Annotated in this window: 20 protein-coding genes; 2 read left to right on the plus strand and 18 right to left on the minus strand. The window is 37.9% G+C overall.

What is annotated here, in order from left to right:
- Window positions 1-161 precede the first annotated feature (161 nt).
- The 9 genes from rlmB to EFD62_RS04430 form a co-directional block, all read right to left on the minus strand.
- A complete protein-coding gene (gene rlmB, locus EFD62_RS04390) occupies window positions 162-965 on the minus strand; it encodes a 23S rRNA (guanosine(2251)-2'-O)-methyltransferase RlmB (RefSeq protein WP_069193333.1) in 804 nt (267 codons plus the stop codon).
- A gap of 84 nt (window positions 966-1,049) precedes the next feature.
- Complete coding sequence (gene rplT, locus EFD62_RS04395) at window positions 1,050-1,403, minus strand: 50S ribosomal protein L20 (protein ID WP_069193332.1); 354 nt, start codon at window positions 1,401-1,403, stop codon at window positions 1,050-1,052.
- A gap of 17 nt (window positions 1,404-1,420) precedes the next feature.
- On the minus strand, window positions 1,421-1,618 hold the full coding sequence (rpmI, locus tag EFD62_RS04400; RefSeq protein WP_069193331.1) for a 50S ribosomal protein L35: 198 nt from the start codon (window positions 1,616-1,618) through the stop codon (window positions 1,421-1,423).
- A 24-nt stretch (window positions 1,619-1,642) separates the two neighbouring features.
- Entirely contained in the window at window positions 1,643-2,137 is a 495-nt protein-coding gene (gene infC, locus EFD62_RS04405; RefSeq protein WP_069193330.1) for a translation initiation factor IF-3, read from the minus strand.
- A 261-nt stretch (window positions 2,138-2,398) separates the two neighbouring features.
- Window positions 2,399-2,902, minus strand: a complete 504-nt coding sequence (locus EFD62_RS04410) for a dihydrofolate reductase (protein ID WP_069193329.1) — start codon at window positions 2,900-2,902, stop codon at window positions 2,399-2,401.
- 15 nt (window positions 2,903-2,917) lie between these two features.
- The gene (thyA, locus tag EFD62_RS04415; protein WP_069193328.1) at window positions 2,918-3,748 is read right to left on the minus strand and encodes a thymidylate synthase; all 831 of its coding nucleotides are present in this window, start codon (window positions 3,746-3,748) and stop codon (window positions 2,918-2,920) included.
- Between the two features lie 326 nt (window positions 3,749-4,074).
- Window positions 4,075-5,982 carry a threonine--tRNA ligase gene (gene thrS, locus EFD62_RS04420; RefSeq protein ID WP_069193327.1) on the minus strand — a complete coding sequence of 636 codons (1,908 nt, stop codon included), beginning with the start codon at window positions 5,980-5,982 and terminating at the stop codon, window positions 4,075-4,077.
- A gap of 588 nt (window positions 5,983-6,570) precedes the next feature.
- Window positions 6,571-7,158, minus strand: a complete 588-nt coding sequence (locus tag EFD62_RS04425; RefSeq protein ID WP_069193326.1) for a GerMN domain-containing protein — start codon at window positions 7,156-7,158, stop codon at window positions 6,571-6,573.
- Between the two features lie 145 nt (window positions 7,159-7,303).
- Window positions 7,304-8,191 (minus strand): helix-hairpin-helix domain-containing protein, encoded by an 888-nt coding sequence (locus EFD62_RS04430; protein ID WP_069193325.1) that lies wholly within the window; start codon window positions 8,189-8,191, stop codon window positions 7,304-7,306.
- A gap of 280 nt (window positions 8,192-8,471) precedes the next feature.
- Between EFD62_RS04430 and EFD62_RS04435 the strand changes: the two genes are divergently transcribed.
- Both EFD62_RS04435 and EFD62_RS04440 read left to right on the plus strand, forming a co-directional pair.
- Complete coding sequence (locus EFD62_RS04435) at window positions 8,472-9,770, plus strand: D-alanyl-D-alanine carboxypeptidase family protein (protein WP_069193324.1); 1,299 nt, start codon at window positions 8,472-8,474, stop codon at window positions 9,768-9,770.
- 190 nt (window positions 9,771-9,960) lie between these two features.
- Window positions 9,961-11,688 (plus strand): AMP-dependent synthetase/ligase, encoded by a 1,728-nt coding sequence (locus EFD62_RS04440; RefSeq protein ID WP_069193323.1) that lies wholly within the window; start codon window positions 9,961-9,963, stop codon window positions 11,686-11,688.
- Window positions 11,689-11,734: 46 nt separating this feature from the next.
- Here EFD62_RS04440 and EFD62_RS18225 read toward each other — a convergent pair whose 3' ends face one another.
- The 9 genes from EFD62_RS18225 to purH form a co-directional block, all read right to left on the minus strand.
- Window positions 11,735-11,863, minus strand: a complete 129-nt coding sequence (locus EFD62_RS18225; RefSeq protein ID WP_268919937.1) for a hypothetical protein — start codon at window positions 11,861-11,863, stop codon at window positions 11,735-11,737.
- A 221-nt stretch (window positions 11,864-12,084) separates the two neighbouring features.
- Entirely contained in the window at window positions 12,085-14,562 is a 2,478-nt protein-coding gene (gene leuS / locus EFD62_RS04445) for a leucine--tRNA ligase (protein ID WP_069193322.1), read from the minus strand.
- 113 nt (window positions 14,563-14,675) lie between these two features.
- Window positions 14,676-15,017: a ribosome silencing factor gene (rsfS, locus tag EFD62_RS04450; protein ID WP_069193321.1), complete on the minus strand. Its 342-nt coding sequence runs from the start codon at window positions 15,015-15,017 to the stop codon at window positions 14,676-14,678.
- A gap of 138 nt (window positions 15,018-15,155) precedes the next feature.
- The gene (locus tag EFD62_RS04455; RefSeq protein WP_069193320.1) at window positions 15,156-15,746 is read right to left on the minus strand and encodes a LytR C-terminal domain-containing protein; all 591 of its coding nucleotides are present in this window, start codon (window positions 15,744-15,746) and stop codon (window positions 15,156-15,158) included.
- 28 nt (window positions 15,747-15,774) lie between these two features.
- Window positions 15,775-16,344, minus strand: a complete 570-nt coding sequence (gene yqeK, locus EFD62_RS04460) for a bis(5'-nucleosyl)-tetraphosphatase (symmetrical) YqeK (RefSeq protein ID WP_069193319.1) — start codon at window positions 16,342-16,344, stop codon at window positions 15,775-15,777.
- Between the two features lie 45 nt (window positions 16,345-16,389).
- Window positions 16,390-17,010 (minus strand): nicotinate-nucleotide adenylyltransferase, encoded by a 621-nt coding sequence (gene nadD / locus EFD62_RS04465; RefSeq protein ID WP_069193318.1) that lies wholly within the window; start codon window positions 17,008-17,010, stop codon window positions 16,390-16,392.
- Window positions 17,011-17,148: 138 nt separating this feature from the next.
- Window positions 17,149-17,619 (minus strand): GNAT family N-acetyltransferase, encoded by a 471-nt coding sequence (locus tag EFD62_RS04470; RefSeq protein WP_069193317.1) that lies wholly within the window; start codon window positions 17,617-17,619, stop codon window positions 17,149-17,151.
- An 85-nt stretch (window positions 17,620-17,704) separates the two neighbouring features.
- Window positions 17,705-18,964, minus strand: a complete 1,260-nt coding sequence (gene purD, locus EFD62_RS04475; RefSeq protein ID WP_069193316.1) for a phosphoribosylamine--glycine ligase — start codon at window positions 18,962-18,964, stop codon at window positions 17,705-17,707.
- Window positions 18,965-18,988: 24 nt separating this feature from the next.
- On the minus strand, window positions 18,989-20,533 hold the full coding sequence (purH, locus tag EFD62_RS04480) for a bifunctional phosphoribosylaminoimidazolecarboxamide formyltransferase/IMP cyclohydrolase (protein WP_069193315.1): 1,545 nt from the start codon (window positions 20,531-20,533) through the stop codon (window positions 18,989-18,991).
- Window positions 20,534-20,537: the final 4 nt, after the last annotated feature.

Raw genomic sequence — 20,537 nt, forward strand, 5'->3', positions numbered from 1 at the left:
CAAATATTAACATAAAAAAGAATTCGTTATAGGAGCATACTTTATTATATGCCAAATAGAAAATTTCAAAACATAAGTACTCTAAAATATATTGATAAAGAACTGCTATTGATAAGTATACCACTTAAAGAATGATTTAACAAATATAATTTATATAAAAGTTATTGTTTACCGATATTTTTTCTCAGAACTTCATACATCAATATACCTGCAGCCACTGATGCATTTAATGATTCAGCCCTTCCCGGCATAGGTATCCTGACCAAAACATCGGCATAGTTTTTTACTTCTTCACTTATGCCGTTGGCCTCGTTTCCGATAATAATTGCAATATCTTTTTTATATCCAAGCTCAAAATAATCGCAATTGCCCTCAAGATGGGAAGCACAAATTTTAACCCCTCTTTTTTTCATGCTGTCCATTACTTTAAAAATATCCTCACTCAAGCATATAGGAACATGAAATACAGAACCCATAGTGGATCTTAGCACCTTTGGATTATAGACATCCACACATCCCTTGGATACTATGACTCCTGTTGCCCCTGCTGCATCAGCGGTTCTAATTATTGTACCCATATTTCCCGGATCCTGAATTGAATCTAAAATTATAAAAAAATTCTTATTATCCCAAATATCTTCAATGTTGTAATCTTTTATGTCTAATACCGCCAGTATCCCTTGAGGATTCTGAGTATCGGATACTTCCACAAAAAGCTTATGAGGCAACTCAAAAACCGAATATCCGCCGTTATTCACCTTTTCTAAAATTTCACTACCGGAAGTTGTATCGGCTAGCTTGTCGGATACAAGAATTTTGTGTATTTGGACTCCTTCTTTTAGTGCCTCTTCCACAAACCTTATCCCTTCTATAAAAAACATGCCTTTTTCTTCACGATACTTTTTCTGCTTTAAGGCCTTAACTTCTCTTATAACCGGGTTTTGAGCACTGCTTATGTAGTTCATTTCATCACCTCAAAATTAGAATGTCAGAATTAATATACCTAAAAAAAGAGAGCTTACTTAAGCTCCCCTTTTTCTCATATAGATTTATTTCGCTGCTTTAACTTTTTCAACCAACTGAGCAAAAGCATTTGCATCATTGACAGCCATTTCAGCTAGCATCTTTCTGTTTAAAGTTATACCGGATTTCTTAAGTCCATTCATAAACTTACTGTAGCTAAGACCGTTCATTCTTGCTGCCGCATTAATTCTTGAAATCCAAAGCTGTCTGAAATCTCTTTTCTTAGCTCTTCTATCCCTGTATGCATAAACCAGTGATTTCATTACTGCCTGGTTTGCAATTCTAAAGTTTTTGCTCTTAGCTCCAAAATAACCTTTTGCTAACTTTAATACTTTCTTATGTCTTGCACGGGTTCTTACCCCACCTTTAACTCTTGACATAGTCACACGCCTCCTTTTTACTTGTATGGAATCAACATTTTGATTACTGATTCATTAGCAGTAGATGCAATTGTTGATTTCCTCAAGTTTCTTTTTCTTTTTGAAGTTTTTTTCGTCAATATGTGACTTTTATAAGCTTTTGATCTTTTAACCTTACCTGTACCTGTTAAATTAAATCTCTTCTTGGAAGAGCTGTGTGTTTTAATCTTAGGCATAAGACTTCCTCCTTAAATTCTATATTACTGTTTAGGATTAAGAATCATAAACATATTTCTACCTTCTAACTTAGGCTTTCTTTCAACTGTTGCGACATCTTCAACTGCTTCCGCAAATTTCTCGAGCACCTGCTGACCTAATGAGGTGTAGTTCATTTCCCTGCCTCTAAACTTGACACTGACCTTAACCTTATCTCCGTCCTTTAAAAACTTCACCGCATTCTTCAATTTAAAGTTAAAATCATGATCTTCAATTGAAGCAGACAGTCTAACCTCTTTTATATTAATTACCTTTTGATTCTTACGGGCCTCTTTTTCCTTCTTAGCAAGCTCAAACATATACTTGCCGTAGTCCATTATCCTACATACAGGCGGTACTGCCTGAGGGGCTATCTTGACTAAATCCAAGTTCTTAGAGTTCGCAAGTTTCTGCGCATCTTTTGAAGACATAATACCTAGCATTGAACCATCAGTATCAATTAGTCTTACTTCCTTATCTCTTATTTGCTCATTGATCATTAATTCATTTTTGTTAATAGAAAACACCTCCGGGTTTTTCGAGATTCGCGTTATTTAATGCAAAAAAGTGAATCATAGAAATGATCCACTTATCTCTTACAACACTAATAAACATTACTGTAATTCATATACCGTAATCTTAAAGTATTAACCCTACAAAACTAAATCCGTAAGGTGAGAAGTGGATAACTTCTTCTTTATTTTTGCTTTTTCTATACTATCAGATGATAGTATATTTGTCAATAGTTTTTATAATATTTTTTAGTATATTCTCTGTTTGTTGTTTACATATTTCAAGAAACTATACTTTATATTATTAAATTCTTTTGAATCACTTATGGATACCAGCTCCCATTCTTCAATTTCATCCAGGTTCGGAAAATATTTATCTGCGGGATATTTATTTTCAATTTTAGTTACATAGGCCTCGGAACAATATGGCAACAGCTGTGTGTACACCACTTCTCCGCCTATGGCAAAAACATCGTCAGAATCATACTTCTTAAGCTCGCAAAAAAGTTCATCAAGGGAAGGACAAACTATTAATTTATCCTTTTCAAAATCTTTACTTTTACTTAATATAATATTTATTCTATCCTTTAAAGGTTCTCTTCCAGGCAACGATTCAAATGTTTTGCTTCCCATTACTACAACTTTGCCCAAAGTCATCTGCTTGAAAAATCTCATATCTTCCGGAATACGTTGAAGCAGATTACCCTTATATCCAATTCCCCAGTTCAAATCAACTGCAACAATGGCTTTCATCTTGTCCTCCTTCATTTAGATGGCAACAGGGATATTTTTTATTTGAGCCCCGGCTTGATAGCCTTCCAACACAAAATCTTCAACCTTAAAGTCATAGAAATCTTTTTTATCGGGATTAATCAATAACTTTGGTGCCGGATATGGAGTCCTTTGTATAAGCTCTTTTATTAATGGTATATGCCTGTCATATATATGGGCATCAGCAATGACATGCACAAGCTCTCCCACTTCCAGATTGCACACTTGGGCAAACATATGGACAAGAATTGCATATTGAGCCACATTCCAATTATTCGCAACCAAAACATCTTGGGAACGCTGATTAAGTATTGCATTTAGTTTTCTGCCGGTAACATTAAAAGTTATACTATATGCACAAGGATATAAATTCATTTCGTGCAGGTCGCTATGATTGTACATATTGGAAATAATCCTTCGACTATAGGGATTATGCTTTAAGTCATATATAATCCTATCTACCTGATCAAAATCCCCTTCTCTATACTTATGCTTAATCCTCAACTGATAACCATACGCCTTGCCTATCGAACCTTCTTCATCAGCCCAGCTATCCCAAATACGGCTGTTAAGTTCTTTTATATTATTCGATTTTTTTTGCCATATCCAAAGCAATTCATCAATTGCTGCTTTCAAGTTTGTCGGTCTTAAGGTAATAATCGGAAATTCCTCTGATAGATCATATCTGTTAATGACACCAAATTTTTTGATTGTATGGGCTAACGTTCCATCGTCCCACTTGGCCCTTACCGTTTCTCCTTCGGAAGATATCCCGTTTTCAAGAATATCCTTACACATCCTAATAAAAATCTCATCCGCTTTACTCATAAGCAAACTAACCCCACTTATCATCTATAGTTTATATTAGTATTTTATTCTATAAATCGTCTTCGCTAAGATCAGCATAAATTTTGACAAAAAATACCCTTGGATTTGAAAAATACAAAATATATTTTAACATATCATCTAAAATAATATAACTGTTTTCTGAAAAAAAGAATCTACATAAAGAAATTCATATGGATTATCTGGATTTGAAGTAAAAGACTCCTTATTTTCCCAATATATAGATTAATGTGTAATGTTCATTTTAAAATAATTAGCCCATAAAGAAAGAAGACAAACCCAAGTTTGCCCTCTTTCTAATAGCTATGTTAATTTTCTTTATTTTTGACAGCTTCAACAATCTTGTTAACAAAATCTTCAAGAGGCATAGAACCCAAGTCCCCATCTTTTCTTGACCTTACCGCAACAGCTCTGTTTTCCATTTCTCTGTCACCTATTACAAGCATGTAAGGCACCTTTTCAAGCTGCGCTTCTCTGATTTTGTAGCCTATCTTTTCATTTCTCAAATCAACTTCCACCCTAATGCCTTTTTCTTCTAACGCCCTCTTAATCTCATCCACATACTCGTGCTGTTTTTCAACTATAGGCAGTATCTTAACCTGTACCGGTGAAAGCCATACAGGGAAAGCTCCCGCAAAGTGCTCGGTCAAAATAGCAATAAACCTTTCTATGCTGCCAAACACAACTCTATGAATCATAACAGGTCTGTGCTTCTCACCATCGGCACCTACATATGTTAAATCAAATCTCTCCGGCATCTGGAAATCCAACTGTATTGTTCCGCACTGCCAAGTACGCCCAATGGAGTCTTCGAGGTGGAAGTCTATCTTAGGTCCGTAGAATGCTCCGTCCCCTTCATTTATCTTGTAATTTATTCCTTTCTGTTCAAGGGCATTCTTTAATGCATTGGTAGCCCTTTCCCAGTCTTCATCCGACCCCATAGAGTTTTCCGGCCTTGTGGACAGTTCTACATGATATTTGAAGCCAAAAACCTTATAGAAGTCATCAATCAGATTTATTACAGCTACAACTTCGCTTTCAATCTGATCCGGAGTCATAAATATGTGAGCATCGTCCTGGGTAAAGCATCTAACCCTCATCAATCCATGCAAAGCTCCGGAAAGCTCATGTCTGTGTACCAGTCCAAGCTCAGCCATTCTCTGAGGCAAATCCCTATAAGAGTGAAGCTTTCTTTTATATACCAGCATACCTCCGGGGCAGTTCATCGGCTTAATAGCATAATCTCCTTCATCTATTTTGGTAAAATACATATTCTCCTTGTAATGATCCCAGTGCCCGGAACGATGCCAGAGCTCTTCATTTAAAATTATGGGAGTCCTTATCTCCTGATATCCTGCCTTATTGTGTTCTTCTCTCCAATACTCCTCTAAGGTATTTCTCAAAACCATACCCTTTGGCATAAAGAAAGGAAAACCGGGACCTTCTTCATAAATATCAAACAAATCCAGCTCTCTTCCAAGCTTCCTGTGATCTCTCTTCTTTGCTTCCTCAATCCTTGTAATATATGCATCCAATTCACTTTTTTTGTTAAAGGAAGTACCATAAATCCTCTGGAGCATTTTATTCTTTTCATTACCTCTCCAGTATGCCCCAGCAACCGACATAAGCTTAAAGGCCTTGACCTTGCCAGTAGATTCTATATGGGGGCCTGCACACAGGTCAACAAATTCTCCCTGCTTGTAAAATGAAATTGTTTCACCCTCAGGCAAATCTCGAATCAATTCAACCTTGTACGGTTCATTCCTCTCCTCCATGAACTTTATAGCCTCATCTCGCGGAAGAGTAAACCTTTCAAGCTTCAGATCCTCTTTAATAATTTTTTGCATTTCCTTTTCAATATTTTCTAGTTCTTCGACAGAAAAAGGCTTTTCTACATCAAAGTCATAATAAAAGCCGTTTTCTATTGATGGTCCAATCGCAAGCTTCGCTTCAGGATATAGCCTCTTAACAGCCTGCGCCATTATATGGGATGAAGTATGCCTGTAGGCATGTTTTCCTCCATCATCGTCAAAAGTCAACAAACTGAGGACACAATCATCCTCAAGACGATAGTCCAGATCCTTCACCTGTCCATTGACCTCTCCTGCAAGAGCAACCCTTGCAAGCCCCGCGCTTATGCTCTCTGCCACTTCTTTTACCGTAATACCTTTATCATATTCCTTAACGCTTCCATCCTTAAGTGTTACTTTAATCATAAAAATACCTCCTTTAAGCTAAATAAAAAAACCCCCATCCCTCGAAAGGGACGAGAGCTATCTCCCGTGGTTCCACCCTAATTGTTACTCATTATGATTATAACGTAATCACCGTTTCAACTCCGAGGCGGTCTTCAACCGAAATTCCTTAAAGGTACTTCCAGCCATTGATACCTTCTCTCTTAAAGGAATAACTCAGCCTACTCTTCTCTTCATTGTCGACATGCCATATCAATTCATATTAAAGATAATTATATATTTATATATTCTCAATGTCAACCTCGGAAAAAATTTCGTAAAAGTCCACCAAATACCTCTTCATTTCCTGGAAATAATAAAAAATCATATTTCGTGGTATAATATGGATTAGAATTGATTGGAGGGAACTATATATGCGAACAACTAGAGCGAGAAGATTCAAAAAACTCAGACATAAAAAAATTAAAAAGTGTATCATATATACCCTCATTCTGCCAACTACTTTTATTCTTCTAGGATATTTATTTACAACCATCATTATTATTCCCATAATGACGGGCAATAATTAAAAAAGCTGGCCTGTTCGCCAGCTATATATTTTTTTAACATTTACTTTTTAATAATACTCTCATTTCTCTGAATTGGAGTATCCAGTGCTTCATGGATAAAAAACTCCCTGACATCACCTTCTATCAGGAACTGAACCTTGTCTATCTCAGGAAGCTCTGTAAGGGAAGCAACAATAGAGCTAATGGTCATTAGTTCCGCGACAGATCCGCCAATATGATTTTCAACAAACTCTTTCGATAAATCCAGTGTACAGACTCCCTTTTCGGTTTTGATGGACAATAGTTGTGTACCTTCAGGAATGACAGGGTCCAACTCTTCAGACGCAGGTCCTTTAGCCAGCTCATTAAAAATTACTCTTTCGATATTGTCTTCTGCCTTTATTTCCAAAGTTCTTGTCTCAGGAGCCACCTTTTCGGCTTGAAAGTCACCAAAATACAACGTCACAGTCATGGTTCCGTTTTCTGCCGGGCTTTTCTCCGAATCCGGTTCTTTTATTTCATTGTTGATATTTGGGCTATTTTGCTGTTCATTGCCGGGAGAACCCGTATTCGAACCTCCAAATAAACTGCATCCGGCAACAAATATAAGAATTGTAAGAGCTGCAATCGATATCAAAACTCTTTTCATTAATGTTCTCATCAGACTCTATAATAAATACTCAAGTCTGACAATTCACCCCCTTCGCTTTTTGGCAAAACTAAAACTGCATAATAATTATACTTTAAAATTATACTTTACGTAAGACCATTTCAACTAATGCAATAAATGTCACTTACTTTACTGTAATAAACTCTTTAATATTGTCGAATTTACTCTGACCTATCCCAGATACATTCATTATATCTTCTATTGCTTTAAAATCGCCGTTTTGCTCGCGATGGGATACTATTTTGGCTGCAGTGGACGGACCTATTCCCGGAAGAGAATCAAGTTCCTCCAAAGTTGCAGTATTTATATTGATTTTTGCGCTCGAAGCTTTGCTATTTTCATTCTCTCCGATTATTGCCCCGCCGCTGTCTTTAATAATGGTTATTCCTGCAGTAGCCTCATCATGACCGTTCTGTCCTGGCTTATTCTCCGAAGGAGCTGAGCCCGAATTATTTTTGTCTTTGCTACCCGATACGTTTTTTGCCGGCATACTCTTGTTTGAGTTGTTTTCTTTAGCAGCACTTTTGCTCTCAGCATTTCCCCCCGAAGCAACAGCCTGTATACTGCTGCTTTCAGCAGTATCTTGCTGTATCTTTTCACTTTTGGATCTGATTCTTAACATAACATTCTCTTCCAACTCAAAAACCAAGTTTATATTCTCAATATCTGCGTCCTGTGTAGGCCCTCCGGCAAGCTCAATGGCATCCTCTATTATTTGCCCTTTTTTTAGCGTAACGACACCGGGTCTATTAACCTCTCCCACAACATATACTTTTATCTCGTCCACTGGCTCTTCCTCCGGCTTCTCATCGGATTTATCGGAGGTCTTCTCCCCACTAGTCTCTGCTCCCTTCGTATCTTGATTATCTCCCGCCTTGCTTATAACTATATCTTTATTATCATTCGCAAGTAGAAAGCCTGTTATCGAAGTAGTCCCGACCAGTCCCAATATCATGAGCGCAATTACTCCTTTTTTTATATTTACTTCCTGATTGAAAATATCCCTTAACAAAAACATCCCTCCACTATATAATCCCTGTTAACAAATTCATTAATAAGATGGTAATTCACATTCTTATATGACATATAATGTCGTAATATGTAAATACTTATTTCATTGTATATATATAATAATAATTATACATATAAATGTAAATACTTGTTCCTTTATTTACCTACAGTTTTTTTAAAACATATCTACTTTTTTCAACATTTTTTTGTTATACTTTAAATAATGTTGGTTTCTTCTTTTATTACCATTATAAAAACATCATGATTAACTGGAGGAAATAATGAAAAAACTACTGATATTTTTAATTATGACTACCATTTTGCTTTCGAGCATTGTAATTGTAAAGGCACAGCCATTAGATATCGATGCACGAGCATATATTTTGATAGATTCTAAAACCGGTCAGGTTCTCGCCGAATACAATCCTGATTTTAAAACTTATCCCGCCAGCACCACCAAAATCATGACTGCAATATTAGCACTCGAGCTTGGAGATCTCGATCAAATAATGACTGTTAATCAGACTGCCATAGATGATATAGGCCCCGGCGGTATGCATATAGGCTTATTGGCCGGAGAGCAGTTGGAACTCAGATATTTGCTGGATGCCCTCCTGGTAAGATCCGCAAACGAAACAGCTTACGTCATTGCTGAAAATCTCTGTTCCTCCCGTCAGGAATTCTATAACCTCATGAATGAAAGAGCAAGAGAGCTCGGAGCCACTGACACAAATTTTGTAAACCCCTGTGGTATTGATAATGGAGAAAAGGGAAAAAATCATCTTACTACCGCAAGGGATCTTGCAAAAATGGCTCAATATGCAATGACAATACCTTATTTCAGAGAAACTGTTCAAAAAACTATTATCAAAATACCACCTACAAATAAGCATTCTGATGAGGTTATCGTCGGCACTACCAATAGATTGCTGCTTTATAGCAGTTCAAAATACAAGTCGGACTATTTTACCAAAGTCACCGGCATAAAAACAGGTTATACGGACAGGGCCCTTAATAATCTTGTCTCTTCCGCTATGAACGATGAAGGAACAGAATTGATTGCTGTAGTCCTTGGTGTGGAGAATTATGACATGGTATTCGAATATTCCAAAAAGCTATTGGAGTACGGTTTTAAAAACTATTCCATTCAGCCTGTTGTTGCACCAAATTCCTATATAACCTCTGTACCCGTTTCTAATGCTTCGGGTAATTACAACCTGGATGTTATAGCATCGCCGGAAGGGCTCAAATGTTTGCTGCCCAACGACTCGAATAATACGGATTATGAAATTGAGAGATATATTATGGAAAGCATTGAAGCTCCGGTAAAAAAAGGGGATGTTCTCGGATTTCTAGAAATCAAAAGAAACGGTGTTTCCATTGGCAAGATAGATGCAGTTGCTTCAAGGGATGTTGAAAAACTTGAGGCTCCATCCGAACCTCAAAACGTGATTATTAAAACTATAAACGACCCTGTTTTGAAAAAAGTCACAACAGGAGCATTAATCTTCCTGTTAATGTTTCTTATGCTACGATTTACCTTACGTAGAATTTCACGAAGTCTCCGTTCAAAAAGATAATAAACTATTACGATTTTAATATAACTATAATATAACTATAATATAACTATAATATAACTATAATATAACTGTTTTTTGTGGTTTGCTTTGTAAAAATATCGTTACAAAGCGCCTAATTTAATGTATAATTTATATGTCAAATTTCAAGGGACTAAATTTGCTTTATTTAGCCCTAAAGGAGTGGTATTTTATGAAAACTTCCCCGGTTCTTGAAGTAAGGACAATTAAAAACTTAAAAGACATGATTGAGCAAAGCAGCAAACTGTTTGCCAACAAAAATGCTTTTTGTGTGAAAACAAAAGATAATTTATATAAAGGAATCACTTTTTCCGAGTTCAAGGATGATATTGACTCCTTTGGAACCGCCTTGCTTGAATTGGGCATAGGAAAAGGCTTTATTGCCGTTATTGGCGAAAACAGGTATGAATGGTGTGTTACCTATCTATCAACTATAAACGGCGCCGGAGTAGTTGTACCTTTAGACAAAGAGCTTCCTCTCCCCGAACTGGAAAATCTATTAAGACAGTCCAACGCCAATGTCGTCGTATACTCGGGAAAATTTGATGACGGGATTAAAGAAATGTCCCCTCGCTTAAGCAATATCAAATACTTTATCAACATGAATACTGATGAACATGAAAATGAAAGTTTTTTATCTTTCTGGGCGCTCCTTCGAAAAGGAAAGAAGCTTTTGGAGTCAGGAAAAAAGGACTATCTTAATGCTTCCATTGATGAGAATGCAATGAGTGCAATGATTTTTACTTCCGGAACCACAGATCATGCTAAAGCCGTCATGCTGTCCCATAGAAATATTTGCTCAAATATTATGGCTGTTTCAGCTTCTATTTATATGGACAGCACCGACTCAGTGGTTTCAATACTTCCCCTGCACCATACTTATGAATGTACTGCAGGCTTTCTTACTATGATATATAATGGTGCAACAATAACCTTCAACGAGGGACTTAAATACATTGGAAAAAATCTTAAAGAGGCACAGCCCTCGATTCTTATTCTTGTACCTCTTATTTTGGAAAGCATGTACAATAAAATATGGGAACAGGCTTCAAAAAAGAAAAGCCTTAAATTTAAACTAAAAGCCGGACTTTTTATCAGTAATTTGCTATACAATGTTTTTAAAATTGATATAAGAAGAAAGCTGTTTAAATCTGTAATTGATAATGTAGGCGGTAAATTAAGACTGGTCATTTCAGGTGCCGCAGCTCTTGATCCTGAAGTGGCAAAGGGCTTTGAGTCCATGGGTATAAAAGTCCTTCAGGGCTATGGCCTTACGGAAGCTTCACCAATAGTGGCAGTTAACCGAGATAAGCAATACAGGCATGACTCAATCGGTCTTCCAATTCCCGGGCTTGATGTTGAAATAAGTAACCCTGACAAAGACGGCCTCGGTGAAATAATAGTAAAAGGTGACAGCGTAATGCTTGGCTATTACAATAATGAAGCTGCCACAAAAGCAGTTCTAAAAAACGGATGGCTCTATACCGGAGACCTTGGGCGTATGGATGAAAATGGTTTCATTTATATTACCGGACGTCAGAAAAACATTATAGTAACCAAAACCGGCAAAAATATTTTTCCTGAGGAAGTTGAAGCCTATATTAACAAAAGCCCGTTTATCAAGGAATCCCTAGTATCAGGAAGGGAAAACGATAAAAACGATGAAACAATAGTAGTAGCCCAAATTGTGCCGGATATTGACGCAATTAAAGCAAGACTAAAAATAGATACAGAACCATCTCCTGAAGATGTGTACAATCTGATCAAGTCAGAGATTAAAGCTATAAACAAGAATATGCCCATTTATAAAAGAGTTGTTGATATTACTATTCGTGAAAATGAATTTGCCAAAACATCCTCAAAGAAGATTAAACGATATCTTGAAAAAACCCGTGTATAAGTTAGATATTGATAAATAAAATAATAAATGCCCCGAAACTGTACGGCTACAGTCGGGGCATTTTGGTTGGCCCAAAAGAGTCAAAGTTCCCTTTGTGAGGATGTAAAGTTCTATCCGTATAAGCTTTCGCATTCGCCAAATCATCTCCAGTCTGCTCACCAAATTTGCTCATCATTTCTCCCTCCTATTTGTTTACTATAATTATCGGTTTTTGTTAATTTTTCTTAACTATTACTTAGATAGTGTTCTATCATACTGAAAGAAGCTCCAAGGATTTGTCTTGAAAAACTAAAACTATACCGTATCTTCAAATAATAAAGAGCTATCCATATGAATCAGGGAAATCCATTAACTACCCCTCTCCAAATGAATAGCTCTTACTTTATTAATTAAACTTTATTTCACAACAATATTAACTAACTTACCCGGAACAGAAATAACCTTGACAACATTTTTTCCGGATATTTCAGCCTTAATCTTTTCACTATTCAAGGCCTTTTCCTCAACCTGCTCTTTCGTCAGATCCGATGCTATAACAAGCTTATCTCTTACCTTTCCATTTATCTGAAGTACAATTTCAATTTCATCCTTTATAAGAGCCGCCGGGTTAAATTCAGGCCACTTTTGCTCGTGCACACTGCCTTCCTTTCCTGTTGCCGCCCAGAGCTCTTCAGCCGCATGAGGAATAAAGGGAGCCAGCATTATTATCAATTTCTCGACAGAATCCTTCATAAGCGCCTTATTCTTGCTGTCGTCAGCCACTTTATCCTTATAATAATACAGCGAATTAACCAGCTCCATGACAGCACTAATAGCAGTGTTAAAGTTGAACCTCTGGCCGATATCATCCGTCACACGCTTTACGGTGTTGTTCAGCATATACCAAAGTTCTTTATCGGCTTTGGTAAACACAGAAGTATCAATGCTTGCGTCTTCCTTCACCGCACCAATAAACTCGGTTACTATCCTCCATACCCTGTTGATAAATCTATAGCAACCTTCAACTCCTTGGTCACTCCATTCCAAATCCTTTTCCGGTGGAGATGCAAAGAGTATGAACAATCTTGCTGTATCGGCACCATACTTCTCAATTATCTCCTCAGGGCTTACAACATTGCCTAGAGATTTTGACATTTTGGCGCCATCCTTGAGCACCATTCCCTGAGTAAGAAGGTTTGTAAAGGGTTCATCATAATCCACATAACCCAAATCATAAAGAACTTTCATAAAGAATCTGGAGTATAATAGGTGCAAAATTGCATGTTCGACACCGCCTATATATTGGTCAACGGGCATCCAGTACTTTATATTCTCCTTATCAAAGGGAGCCTTCTCATTACATGGGTCACAATACCTCAGGAAGTACCATGAAGAACACACAAAGGTATCCATGGTATCCAATTCCCTTCTTCCCGTCTTACCGCATTTCGGGCAAGGAGCAGATAAGAAGGACTCACTTGTGGAAAGCGGCGATTCCCCTACACCGGAAAATTTGATATCTGTCGGCAAAATAACCGGCAAATCCTCTTCGGGAACCGGCACAGCTCCGCAATCATCACAGTAAATTATCGGTATGGGCGCGCCCCAGTATCTCTGTCTGGAAATCAGCCAGTCTCTAAGTCTAAAGTTTATCTTTCTTTCACCATAGCCCTTTTGCTCAATATAATCAATTATCTTTCCTATAGCCTCATCACTTCTCACACCGTTGAACTCTCCGGAGTTCACAAGATAGCCTATATCTTCAAAGGCCTCTGTCATTTTGGAAGGATCAAGCTCCTGGCCTTGTGGCTGAATTACAACTTTAATCGGCAAGTTATACTTCTTTGAGAACTCAAAGTCTCTCTGGTCATGGGAAGGAACTGCCATAACAACACCGGTTCCATACTCTGCAAGAACATAATTGGCAAGGTATAAAGGAACTCTGTCTCCGTTTAATGGATTAATGACATACCTTCCTGTAAAAACCCCTTCCTTCTCAACATCGTTTGATGTCCTGTCTATTTCATTCAAAAACAGCATTTTCTTTATAAATTCATTGCATGCCTCTTCCTGCTCTGTTCCTTTAATCAATTCCTTTACAATAGGGTGCTCCGGCGCAATTACCATATAAGTCACGCCGAATATGGTATCAGGTCTTGTAGTGTATACTCTAACGGACTTATCCATTCCGTCCACCTTAAAATCAACTTCAACACCTTCACTTCTGCCAATCCAGTTCTGCTGCATAGTTTTAACCTTATCAGGCCAGCCTTCGAGCTTTTCAATATCGTCCAGAAGTCTTTGAGCATAATTGGTTATCTTAAAGAACCACTGCTCCAAGTCTTTTTTGCCAACCGTTGATTTACAACGTTCACAAGCTCCGTTTACAACCTGTTCGTTGGCAAGAACCGTTGCACAGGATGGGCACCAGTTTACATAGGACTTTTTCTTATACGCAAGGCCATTCTTATAAAGTTGAAGGAACATCCATTGAGTCCACTTATAGTAATCAGGATGGCAGGTAGCAACCTCTCTATCCCAATCATAACTAATACCCAGCTCTTTTAGCTGTCTTCTCATATTGTCAATATTGGACCATGTCCAGTCATTAGGATGGACTCCCCTCTTAATGGCAGCATTTTCAGCAGGCAGACCAAAAGAATCCCACCCCATTGGATGAAGAACATTAAAGCCGTTCATTTTTTTAAACCTTGCTACAACATCCCCTATGGAATAATTCCTTACATGTCCCATATGAAGATTTCCAGAAGGATAGGGAAACATCTCAAGCACATAATACTTCTTTTTGCTTTTGTCTTCTTTAGCAGAAAAGGCCCTGTCATCCTCCCATTTTTTCTGCCACTTCTTTTCAATATCCATAAAATTGTAATGCATAATACAACCTCCAGATTCAATTAACAATCGCTATATTATATCAAAACCCCAAAAAACGTCCCCTTAATGGGGTCCTTTTACATCTAATTATAAAAATACAGACGGATTGGCCTCTACTGCCTGTGCTTCATTACTCCATCAGACCACAGTCTTTCAAGGTTATAAAATCCCCTGTCTTCTTCATGGAAAATGTGAATTACAATATCTCCATAATCCAATAATATCCACCTTGCACTATTATAGCCTTCCTTATGAATAAGTTCTATACCGGCCTGCTCCATTTTTTCTTCTACTTCATCAGCAAGAGTCTTTATATGCGTTGTAGATGTTCCGCTGCATATTATAAAATAATCTGCGAGAATCGAAATTTCTCTTATGTCAATAGTGTTCAAATCCTTGGCCTTTTTTTCCTCCAGAATACTCACAATCTTTGCGGCCATTTCATTAGATTCCAATAATCCTCCGTCCTTTCATAATTATTAATATATTTTTTCTTATATATTATTTACTTAATATATCCAATTAAATCAACTTTACATGTTTTAAATTATAACACTAAAATAATGGTTTTGTGAATAAAAACTTACCAAAAATCAAGGATTGAAGTCATCCCCGAGTATTACTATAAAATCAAATCGTGATCCGTGGTCAATTTCTTTTCTTATCTTCTTTATATTTAATAGGTTTCCCAATTCTTCTCCTGAAACATCTTCTTTTTTTTCGACAATTGCAGTACTAATATATTTTAAAGAGCTTCCATTGCCCGAACTTACTATAAATCCATATTCTTCAAGGGTCGCTCTGATTTCCTCCGCAAGATTTTTTTGTCCGGTATAGTTTATCACTTGAATACTCGCACCTTTTTGCTGAATAACAATCGGTGTTTCCTGTACATCCTCGGTTTTCTGCGGAGTATCCGTGGTTAAATTCTGTGTTGCAGCAACAACCGACTCTGTATTGGGGCTGCTTTCTGCAGTGTTTACGGGAGTGGAAGTGACGGTGGCAGAAGGTGTAGGCACTGTGTTTGCGATACTTGCCACTGATGCATCGGAATTATCATTACTGTCTCCAGGGTTCCTAAAAAAGTAGAAATAGCCGCCTGCTATTAGTAATAAAACCAGCATCATACTAAACAGCCCAAAGCCTTTATTTCTTTTTTTCCTTCTCATTTTTCTCCTTGCCATAAAAATCAGCCTCCCATGTGACAAAAATCTACGGCATTTTTTCCTTGATAATAAAATTCCGCGCCCCAATTGTGTCCGGATGAATAAACACTCCCCTGTTCATTATATGTCTTATTGTATTATCCAGAGAAGTTAGTATGGACCTGTCCAAATCACGATAAGCCAGCTCCCTTACTTCATCCAATCTGGTAAACCTTCTGCCCGGTTCAATATAATCCGCAATAAAAACTATTTTATCCAGCAATGTCATATTCTCCTTGCCGGTAGTATGGCAATCAATGGCCCTTATTATATCCTCATCCTCAACTCCATACTCTTTAGCAGCCAGAACCGCTCCTAAAGGACCGTGCAAAAGCTCAGGCTGCGCCAAAGTAATATAGTCTACATTTATATGATACTTTTCACACAATTCAAATAGAGCCTGTCCCTTTATTTCCCTTGCGCAATCGTGCAAAAGCCCTGCTATGGCTGCTTTTTCTTCATTCACTCCATATTCTTTCGCAAGACTTACTGCCGTATCCATTACACCCAATGAATGCTTGAATCTCTTAAGTGAAAGAACTTCTTCAAGCTTCTTTTTCATTTCTTCAATCGTCATTACTGTTTCCCCTGTATTAAAGTACTAAGCAACCTTAATCCGATACTATTTAAGATATAGTCCCTCTTTTTTTATATAGCTTTCTACTGCATCAGGAACCAGATATCTTATGGATTTGCCTTCCTTTACCCTGTCTCTTATCATTGTTGCGGATATTTCAATCAAAGGCATTTCCGCCTCCAGTATGCTTGCTGAAAATGTCGCTTCAAGATACCTTATCCGCTCCCTGAATCCCTCTCTGTCGGCCCCCGGCCTTAAGGCCGCAATGAATTTGCAGGTTTTAAATACCTTCTCGTAATCCTTCCATGTAAGAAGATCATATAAAACATCTGCACCAATTATATAATACAAAGTGGCAATTCCTCTGTACTGTTCATTTAAAACGCTCAGGGTATCTATGGTATAAGTATACCCTTCCCTGTCAACCTCAATCCTTGATTCCTCAAAATAAGGATTGCCCTTTAAAGCTTCACAGACCATGTTATATCGGTGCTGTGCATCGGTTACCATCTGTTGTTTTTTATGGGGAGGGTTACCTGAGGGTATAAAAAGCACCTTGTCGAGTTCAAAAGTCCCTCTTATCATTTCTGCCATTATCAAATGACCGTTATGAATCGGATCAAAGGTTCCTCCCAGTATGCCTATCCTCTTAATATTCTCTTCCATAATCAATTCCTTCATTGCAAAAATCAGCTACGGTGATTAAAGTTCTTTTTCAAGAATTTATTATAGCATATTATTGCTATCTTTGAAATAAATAAAACATCTCAATCCATTCCAATTAAAAAGTTCAACACTCAAGATTTATATCCTTCCTTTGTTATCCTTCTTCATAAAAACCATCTCTACTCCATCGATATTCTTTATGCTCGTTTCCACATATCCCAACTTTGTGTATAAAGCTCGTGTATTTTTACTATTTAACCCAGTAAAAATTTCATACCTTTCACACTTACTAAATATGTTTTCAATTTCTTTTATTAAGGCTTTTCCAATACCTTTGTTTTGAAACTCAGGTTGTACAATCAACCTACCTATATGACAAACATTATCATTATCCAAATGTGCGCGCACTGTTCCAATGATTTTGCCGTCTAATGTGTACTTTAGAAACAATCTTTTTTCATATTCCTCAGTAATGCTTTCTAGCGTCTGTGTCATAGGAGAAATATTAAAATTGTTTTCTGCTATTGCGACCCTTTCAAATGCTTTCTTTTGTAAATTCAATATATCTATCAAATCTTCTTTTGTCGCCTTATTAATAAAGCCTTCCATAATAATCATCCTCCAGTTATTTGCTTATCATGCCTCTTTCATTTCATTCCAAGAGGCAAATAAAATAAGAGAGCATTACGCTCTCCTACTTTATTCCTATATCCTTTCGATAGTGCATATCCTGAAATTGGATCTTTCCGACTCCCTCATAAGCCTTATTTATTGCCTCGTCCAGATTGCTTTCCATGGCTGTCACTCCCAGCACACGTCCTCCAGCAGTATAGTATTTACCGTCTTCACGCTTTGTACCTGCATGGAAGACTACAACGTTTGCATCTCTTTCTGCATCTGCAAGCCCTGATATCTCATAGCCGGTTTTATACTCCTTAGGGTATCCGCCCGAAGCCATGATTACACATACACAGGCATTGTCATTCCAACTTATTTCAACTTCATCCAATCTTTCATCAATAATTGCATCAAATATGTCAATTATGTCCGTATTAAGCCTCGGAAGCACCACCTGGGTCTCCGGATCTCCAAACCTGGCATTGTACTCTAATACTTTCGGGCCGTCCTTTGTTATAATAAGCCCAAAGTACAACACCCCTTTAAACTTTCTGCCTTCTTTTTCCATAGCTTCAATTGTTGGCTTATAGATTTTCTCCATGCAGTAACTGTCGATTTCCTCTGTATATATTCTGCTTGGCGAAAATGTTCCCATACCACCGGTGTTAAGTCCCTGGTCATTGTCCAAGGCTCTCTTATGGTCTTGGGATGAAACCATAGTCTTTATGCTTTTGCCATCGGTAAAGGCCAACATTGACACCTCTGGCCCCACCAAGAACTCTTCGATTACCACCTTGTTACCGGCTTCACCAAAAACCTTATCCTCCATGATACTTTCAACTGCTTCCTTTGCCTCAGAAAAATTCTGTGCAATTATTACACCCTTGCCAAGCGCCAGACCATCGGCTTTCACAACCAACGGGTACTGCTGATTCTGCAAATACCTTATGGCATCGGCACTGTTTTCAAAAACTTCATAATTGGCAGTAGGTATATTGTACTTTTTCATAAGGTTTTTCGCAAAAGCTTTACTTCCCTCAATTGTAGCTGCCGCCTTATTAGGCCCAAAGGCTCTGATTCCTGCATTCTCAAGGGCATCGACCATGCCGGCTGCCAGAGGGTCATCCGGCGCAACCACCACCATGTCGATTTCCTTTTCCTTTGAAAAGTTTATAACTCCATCTATATCCATTGCCTTTATCGGAACGCACTCGGCTATTGCAGAAATGCCTCCGTTGCCGGGCGCACAATACACTTTATCTATCTTGGGACTTTGAACAATCTTCCATACCAGTGCATGCTCACGGCCGCCGCTTCCTACAACTAATACCTTCATTTTATTCCTCCTTAGTCTACATCATTAATGCTTAAAGTGCCTCATTCCTGTAAACACCATTGCAATGCCATACTTATTACATGCATCAATGGATTCCTGATCTCTTATCGAGCCTCCGGGCTGGATAATTGCAGTAATGCCTGCAGCCGCAGCTGCTTCAACACAGTCAGCGAATGGGAAAAAGGCATCCGATGCAAGAACTGCTCCCTTTGTTCTCTCTCCGCCATATTCAATGGCAATCTTGCAAGCTGTTACTCTATTGGTCTGACCCGGTCCTACTCCGATAGTTTGCTTACCCTTTGCCAGTGCAATACCATTGGACTTGGTGTGCTTTACAACCTTCATGGCAAAAATGAGAGATTCCATCTCTTCCTGGGTAGGTTTCTTTTCCGTAACACATTTCAAATCGTCCATATTAAGAAGTTCATTGTTGTAATTTTGTACCAGCAAGCCTCCTGCTACCTTCTTCATGTCATAGGTTCCTTCAGGAAGCTTTGCAGAAACGTTTTCAAGCTGAAGCAATCTAACATTTTTCTTTTGAGTAAGAATATTTAATGCTCCTTCCGTAAAGGACGGTGCAATAACTATCTCTACAAAAATTTTGCTTATTTCTTCTGCTGTTTTTTCATCAATTTCCCTGTTGGCCGCAATAATGCCGCCGAATATGGATACAGGATCCGACTCATATGCCTTTACATATGCATCATATATATTTGAAGCACTTGCCACACCGCACGGATTTGCATGCTTAACAGCAACTACAGTAGGTTCGTCAAATTCCTTAATGATTTCTATAGCACCATTTGCATCACCTATATTGTTATAGGACAGTTCCTTTCCGTGTAGCTGTTTTGCAGATGTTATACAGCCGACGTTTGCTCCCACTTCCTTATAGAATACTGCTCTTTGATGGGGATTTTCACCATATCTCATATCCTGAACCTTTTCAAAGGTCAAGGAAAGGGTCTCAGGGAAAATCTCATCCCCAATCTTGTCCCTCAGATACTTGGCGATTAAAGTATCATAGTGGCTTGTATGCTCAAATACTTTATATGCCAGCTTAAACTTGGTTTTTAGCGATATATCCTTTGAGGACTTGAGCTCTTCTAATACTGAGCTGTAATCTGAAGGATCCACAATCACAGCCACGTCCTGATAATTCTTTGCCGCAGCCCTTATCATTGTAGGTCCGCCTATATCAATATTCTCAATTGCTTCTTCCAGCTCTATATTCTCCTTGAGTATAGTCTGCTTAAACGGATAGAGGTTGATTATTACCATGTCTATTGTTTCTATATTAAGCTCCTTGAGCTGTTTCATATGTTCCTCATTACTTCTCATTGCGAGAATTCCCGCATGGACATTAGGATGAAGAGTTTTTACCCTTCCGTCAAGACATTCCGGAAAACCGGTAACATCGGATATATTTATTACCTTTAACCCGGCATCACTCAATGTCTTTGCAGTACCTCCGGTAGAAATAATCTCAACACCCATATTCTGAAGTTCACGAGCCATTTCAACAATTCCTGTCTTATCGGATACACTTATTAACACACGTTTAATCACATTA

It is taken from the genome of Acetivibrio mesophilus, assembly GCF_004102745.1.
In the GTDB taxonomy this organism is placed as follows: domain Bacteria; phylum Bacillota; class Clostridia; order Acetivibrionales; family Acetivibrionaceae; genus Hungateiclostridium; species Hungateiclostridium mesophilum.

Bases quoted from the DNA above. Each gene is read 5' to 3' on its own strand.
- infC (WP_069193330.1), bottom strand. From the start codon at position 2,137: ATGATCAATGAGCAAATAAGAGATAAGGAAGTAAGACTAATTGATACT.
- EFD62_RS04410 (WP_069193329.1), bottom strand. From the start codon at position 2,902: ATGAAAGCCATTGTTGCAGTTGATTTGAACTGGGGAATTGGATATAAG.
- EFD62_RS04425 (WP_069193326.1), bottom strand. From the start codon at position 7,158: ATGAAAAGAGTTTTGATATCGATTGCAGCTCTTACAATTCTTATATTT.
- thrS (WP_069193327.1), bottom strand. From the start codon at position 5,982: ATGATTAAAGTAACACTTAAGGATGGAAGCGTTAAGGAATATGATAAA.
- nadD (WP_069193318.1), bottom strand. From the start codon at position 17,010: ATGGAAGAGAATATTAAGAGGATAGGCATACTGGGAGGAACCTTTGAT.
- rplT (WP_069193332.1), bottom strand. From the start codon at position 1,403: ATGTCAAGAGTTAAAGGTGGGGTAAGAACCCGTGCAAGACATAAGAAA.
- EFD62_RS04455 (WP_069193320.1), bottom strand. From the start codon at position 15,746: ATGGCAAGGAGAAAAATGAGAAGGAAAAAAAGAAATAAAGGCTTTGGG.
- leuS (WP_069193322.1), bottom strand. From the start codon at position 14,562: ATGCATTACAATTTTATGGATATTGAAAAGAAGTGGCAGAAAAAATGG.
- purD (WP_069193316.1), bottom strand. From the start codon at position 18,964: ATGAAGGTATTAGTTGTAGGAAGCGGCGGCCGTGAGCATGCACTGGTA.
- rlmB (WP_069193333.1), bottom strand. From the start codon at position 965: ATGAACTACATAAGCAGTGCTCAAAACCCGGTTATAAGAGAAGTTAAG.
- yqeK (WP_069193319.1), bottom strand. From the start codon at position 16,344: ATGACGATTGAAGAAATGAAAAAGAAGCTTGAAGAAGTTCTTTCACTT.
- rpmI (WP_069193331.1), bottom strand. From the start codon at position 1,618: ATGCCTAAGATTAAAACACACAGCTCTTCCAAGAAGAGATTTAATTTA.
- EFD62_RS04435 (WP_069193324.1), top strand. From the start codon at position 8,472: ATGAAAAAACTACTGATATTTTTAATTATGACTACCATTTTGCTTTCG.
- EFD62_RS18225 (WP_268919937.1), bottom strand. From the start codon at position 11,863: ATGATGAGCAAATTTGGTGAGCAGACTGGAGATGATTTGGCGAATGCG.
- EFD62_RS04470 (WP_069193317.1), bottom strand. From the start codon at position 17,619: ATGGAAGGCTTTATTAATAAGGCGACAAAAGAAGATTTGATAGATATA.
- EFD62_RS04440 (WP_069193323.1), top strand. From the start codon at position 9,961: ATGAAAACTTCCCCGGTTCTTGAAGTAAGGACAATTAAAAACTTAAAA.
- thyA (WP_069193328.1), bottom strand. From the start codon at position 3,748: ATGAGTAAAGCGGATGAGATTTTTATTAGGATGTGTAAGGATATTCTT.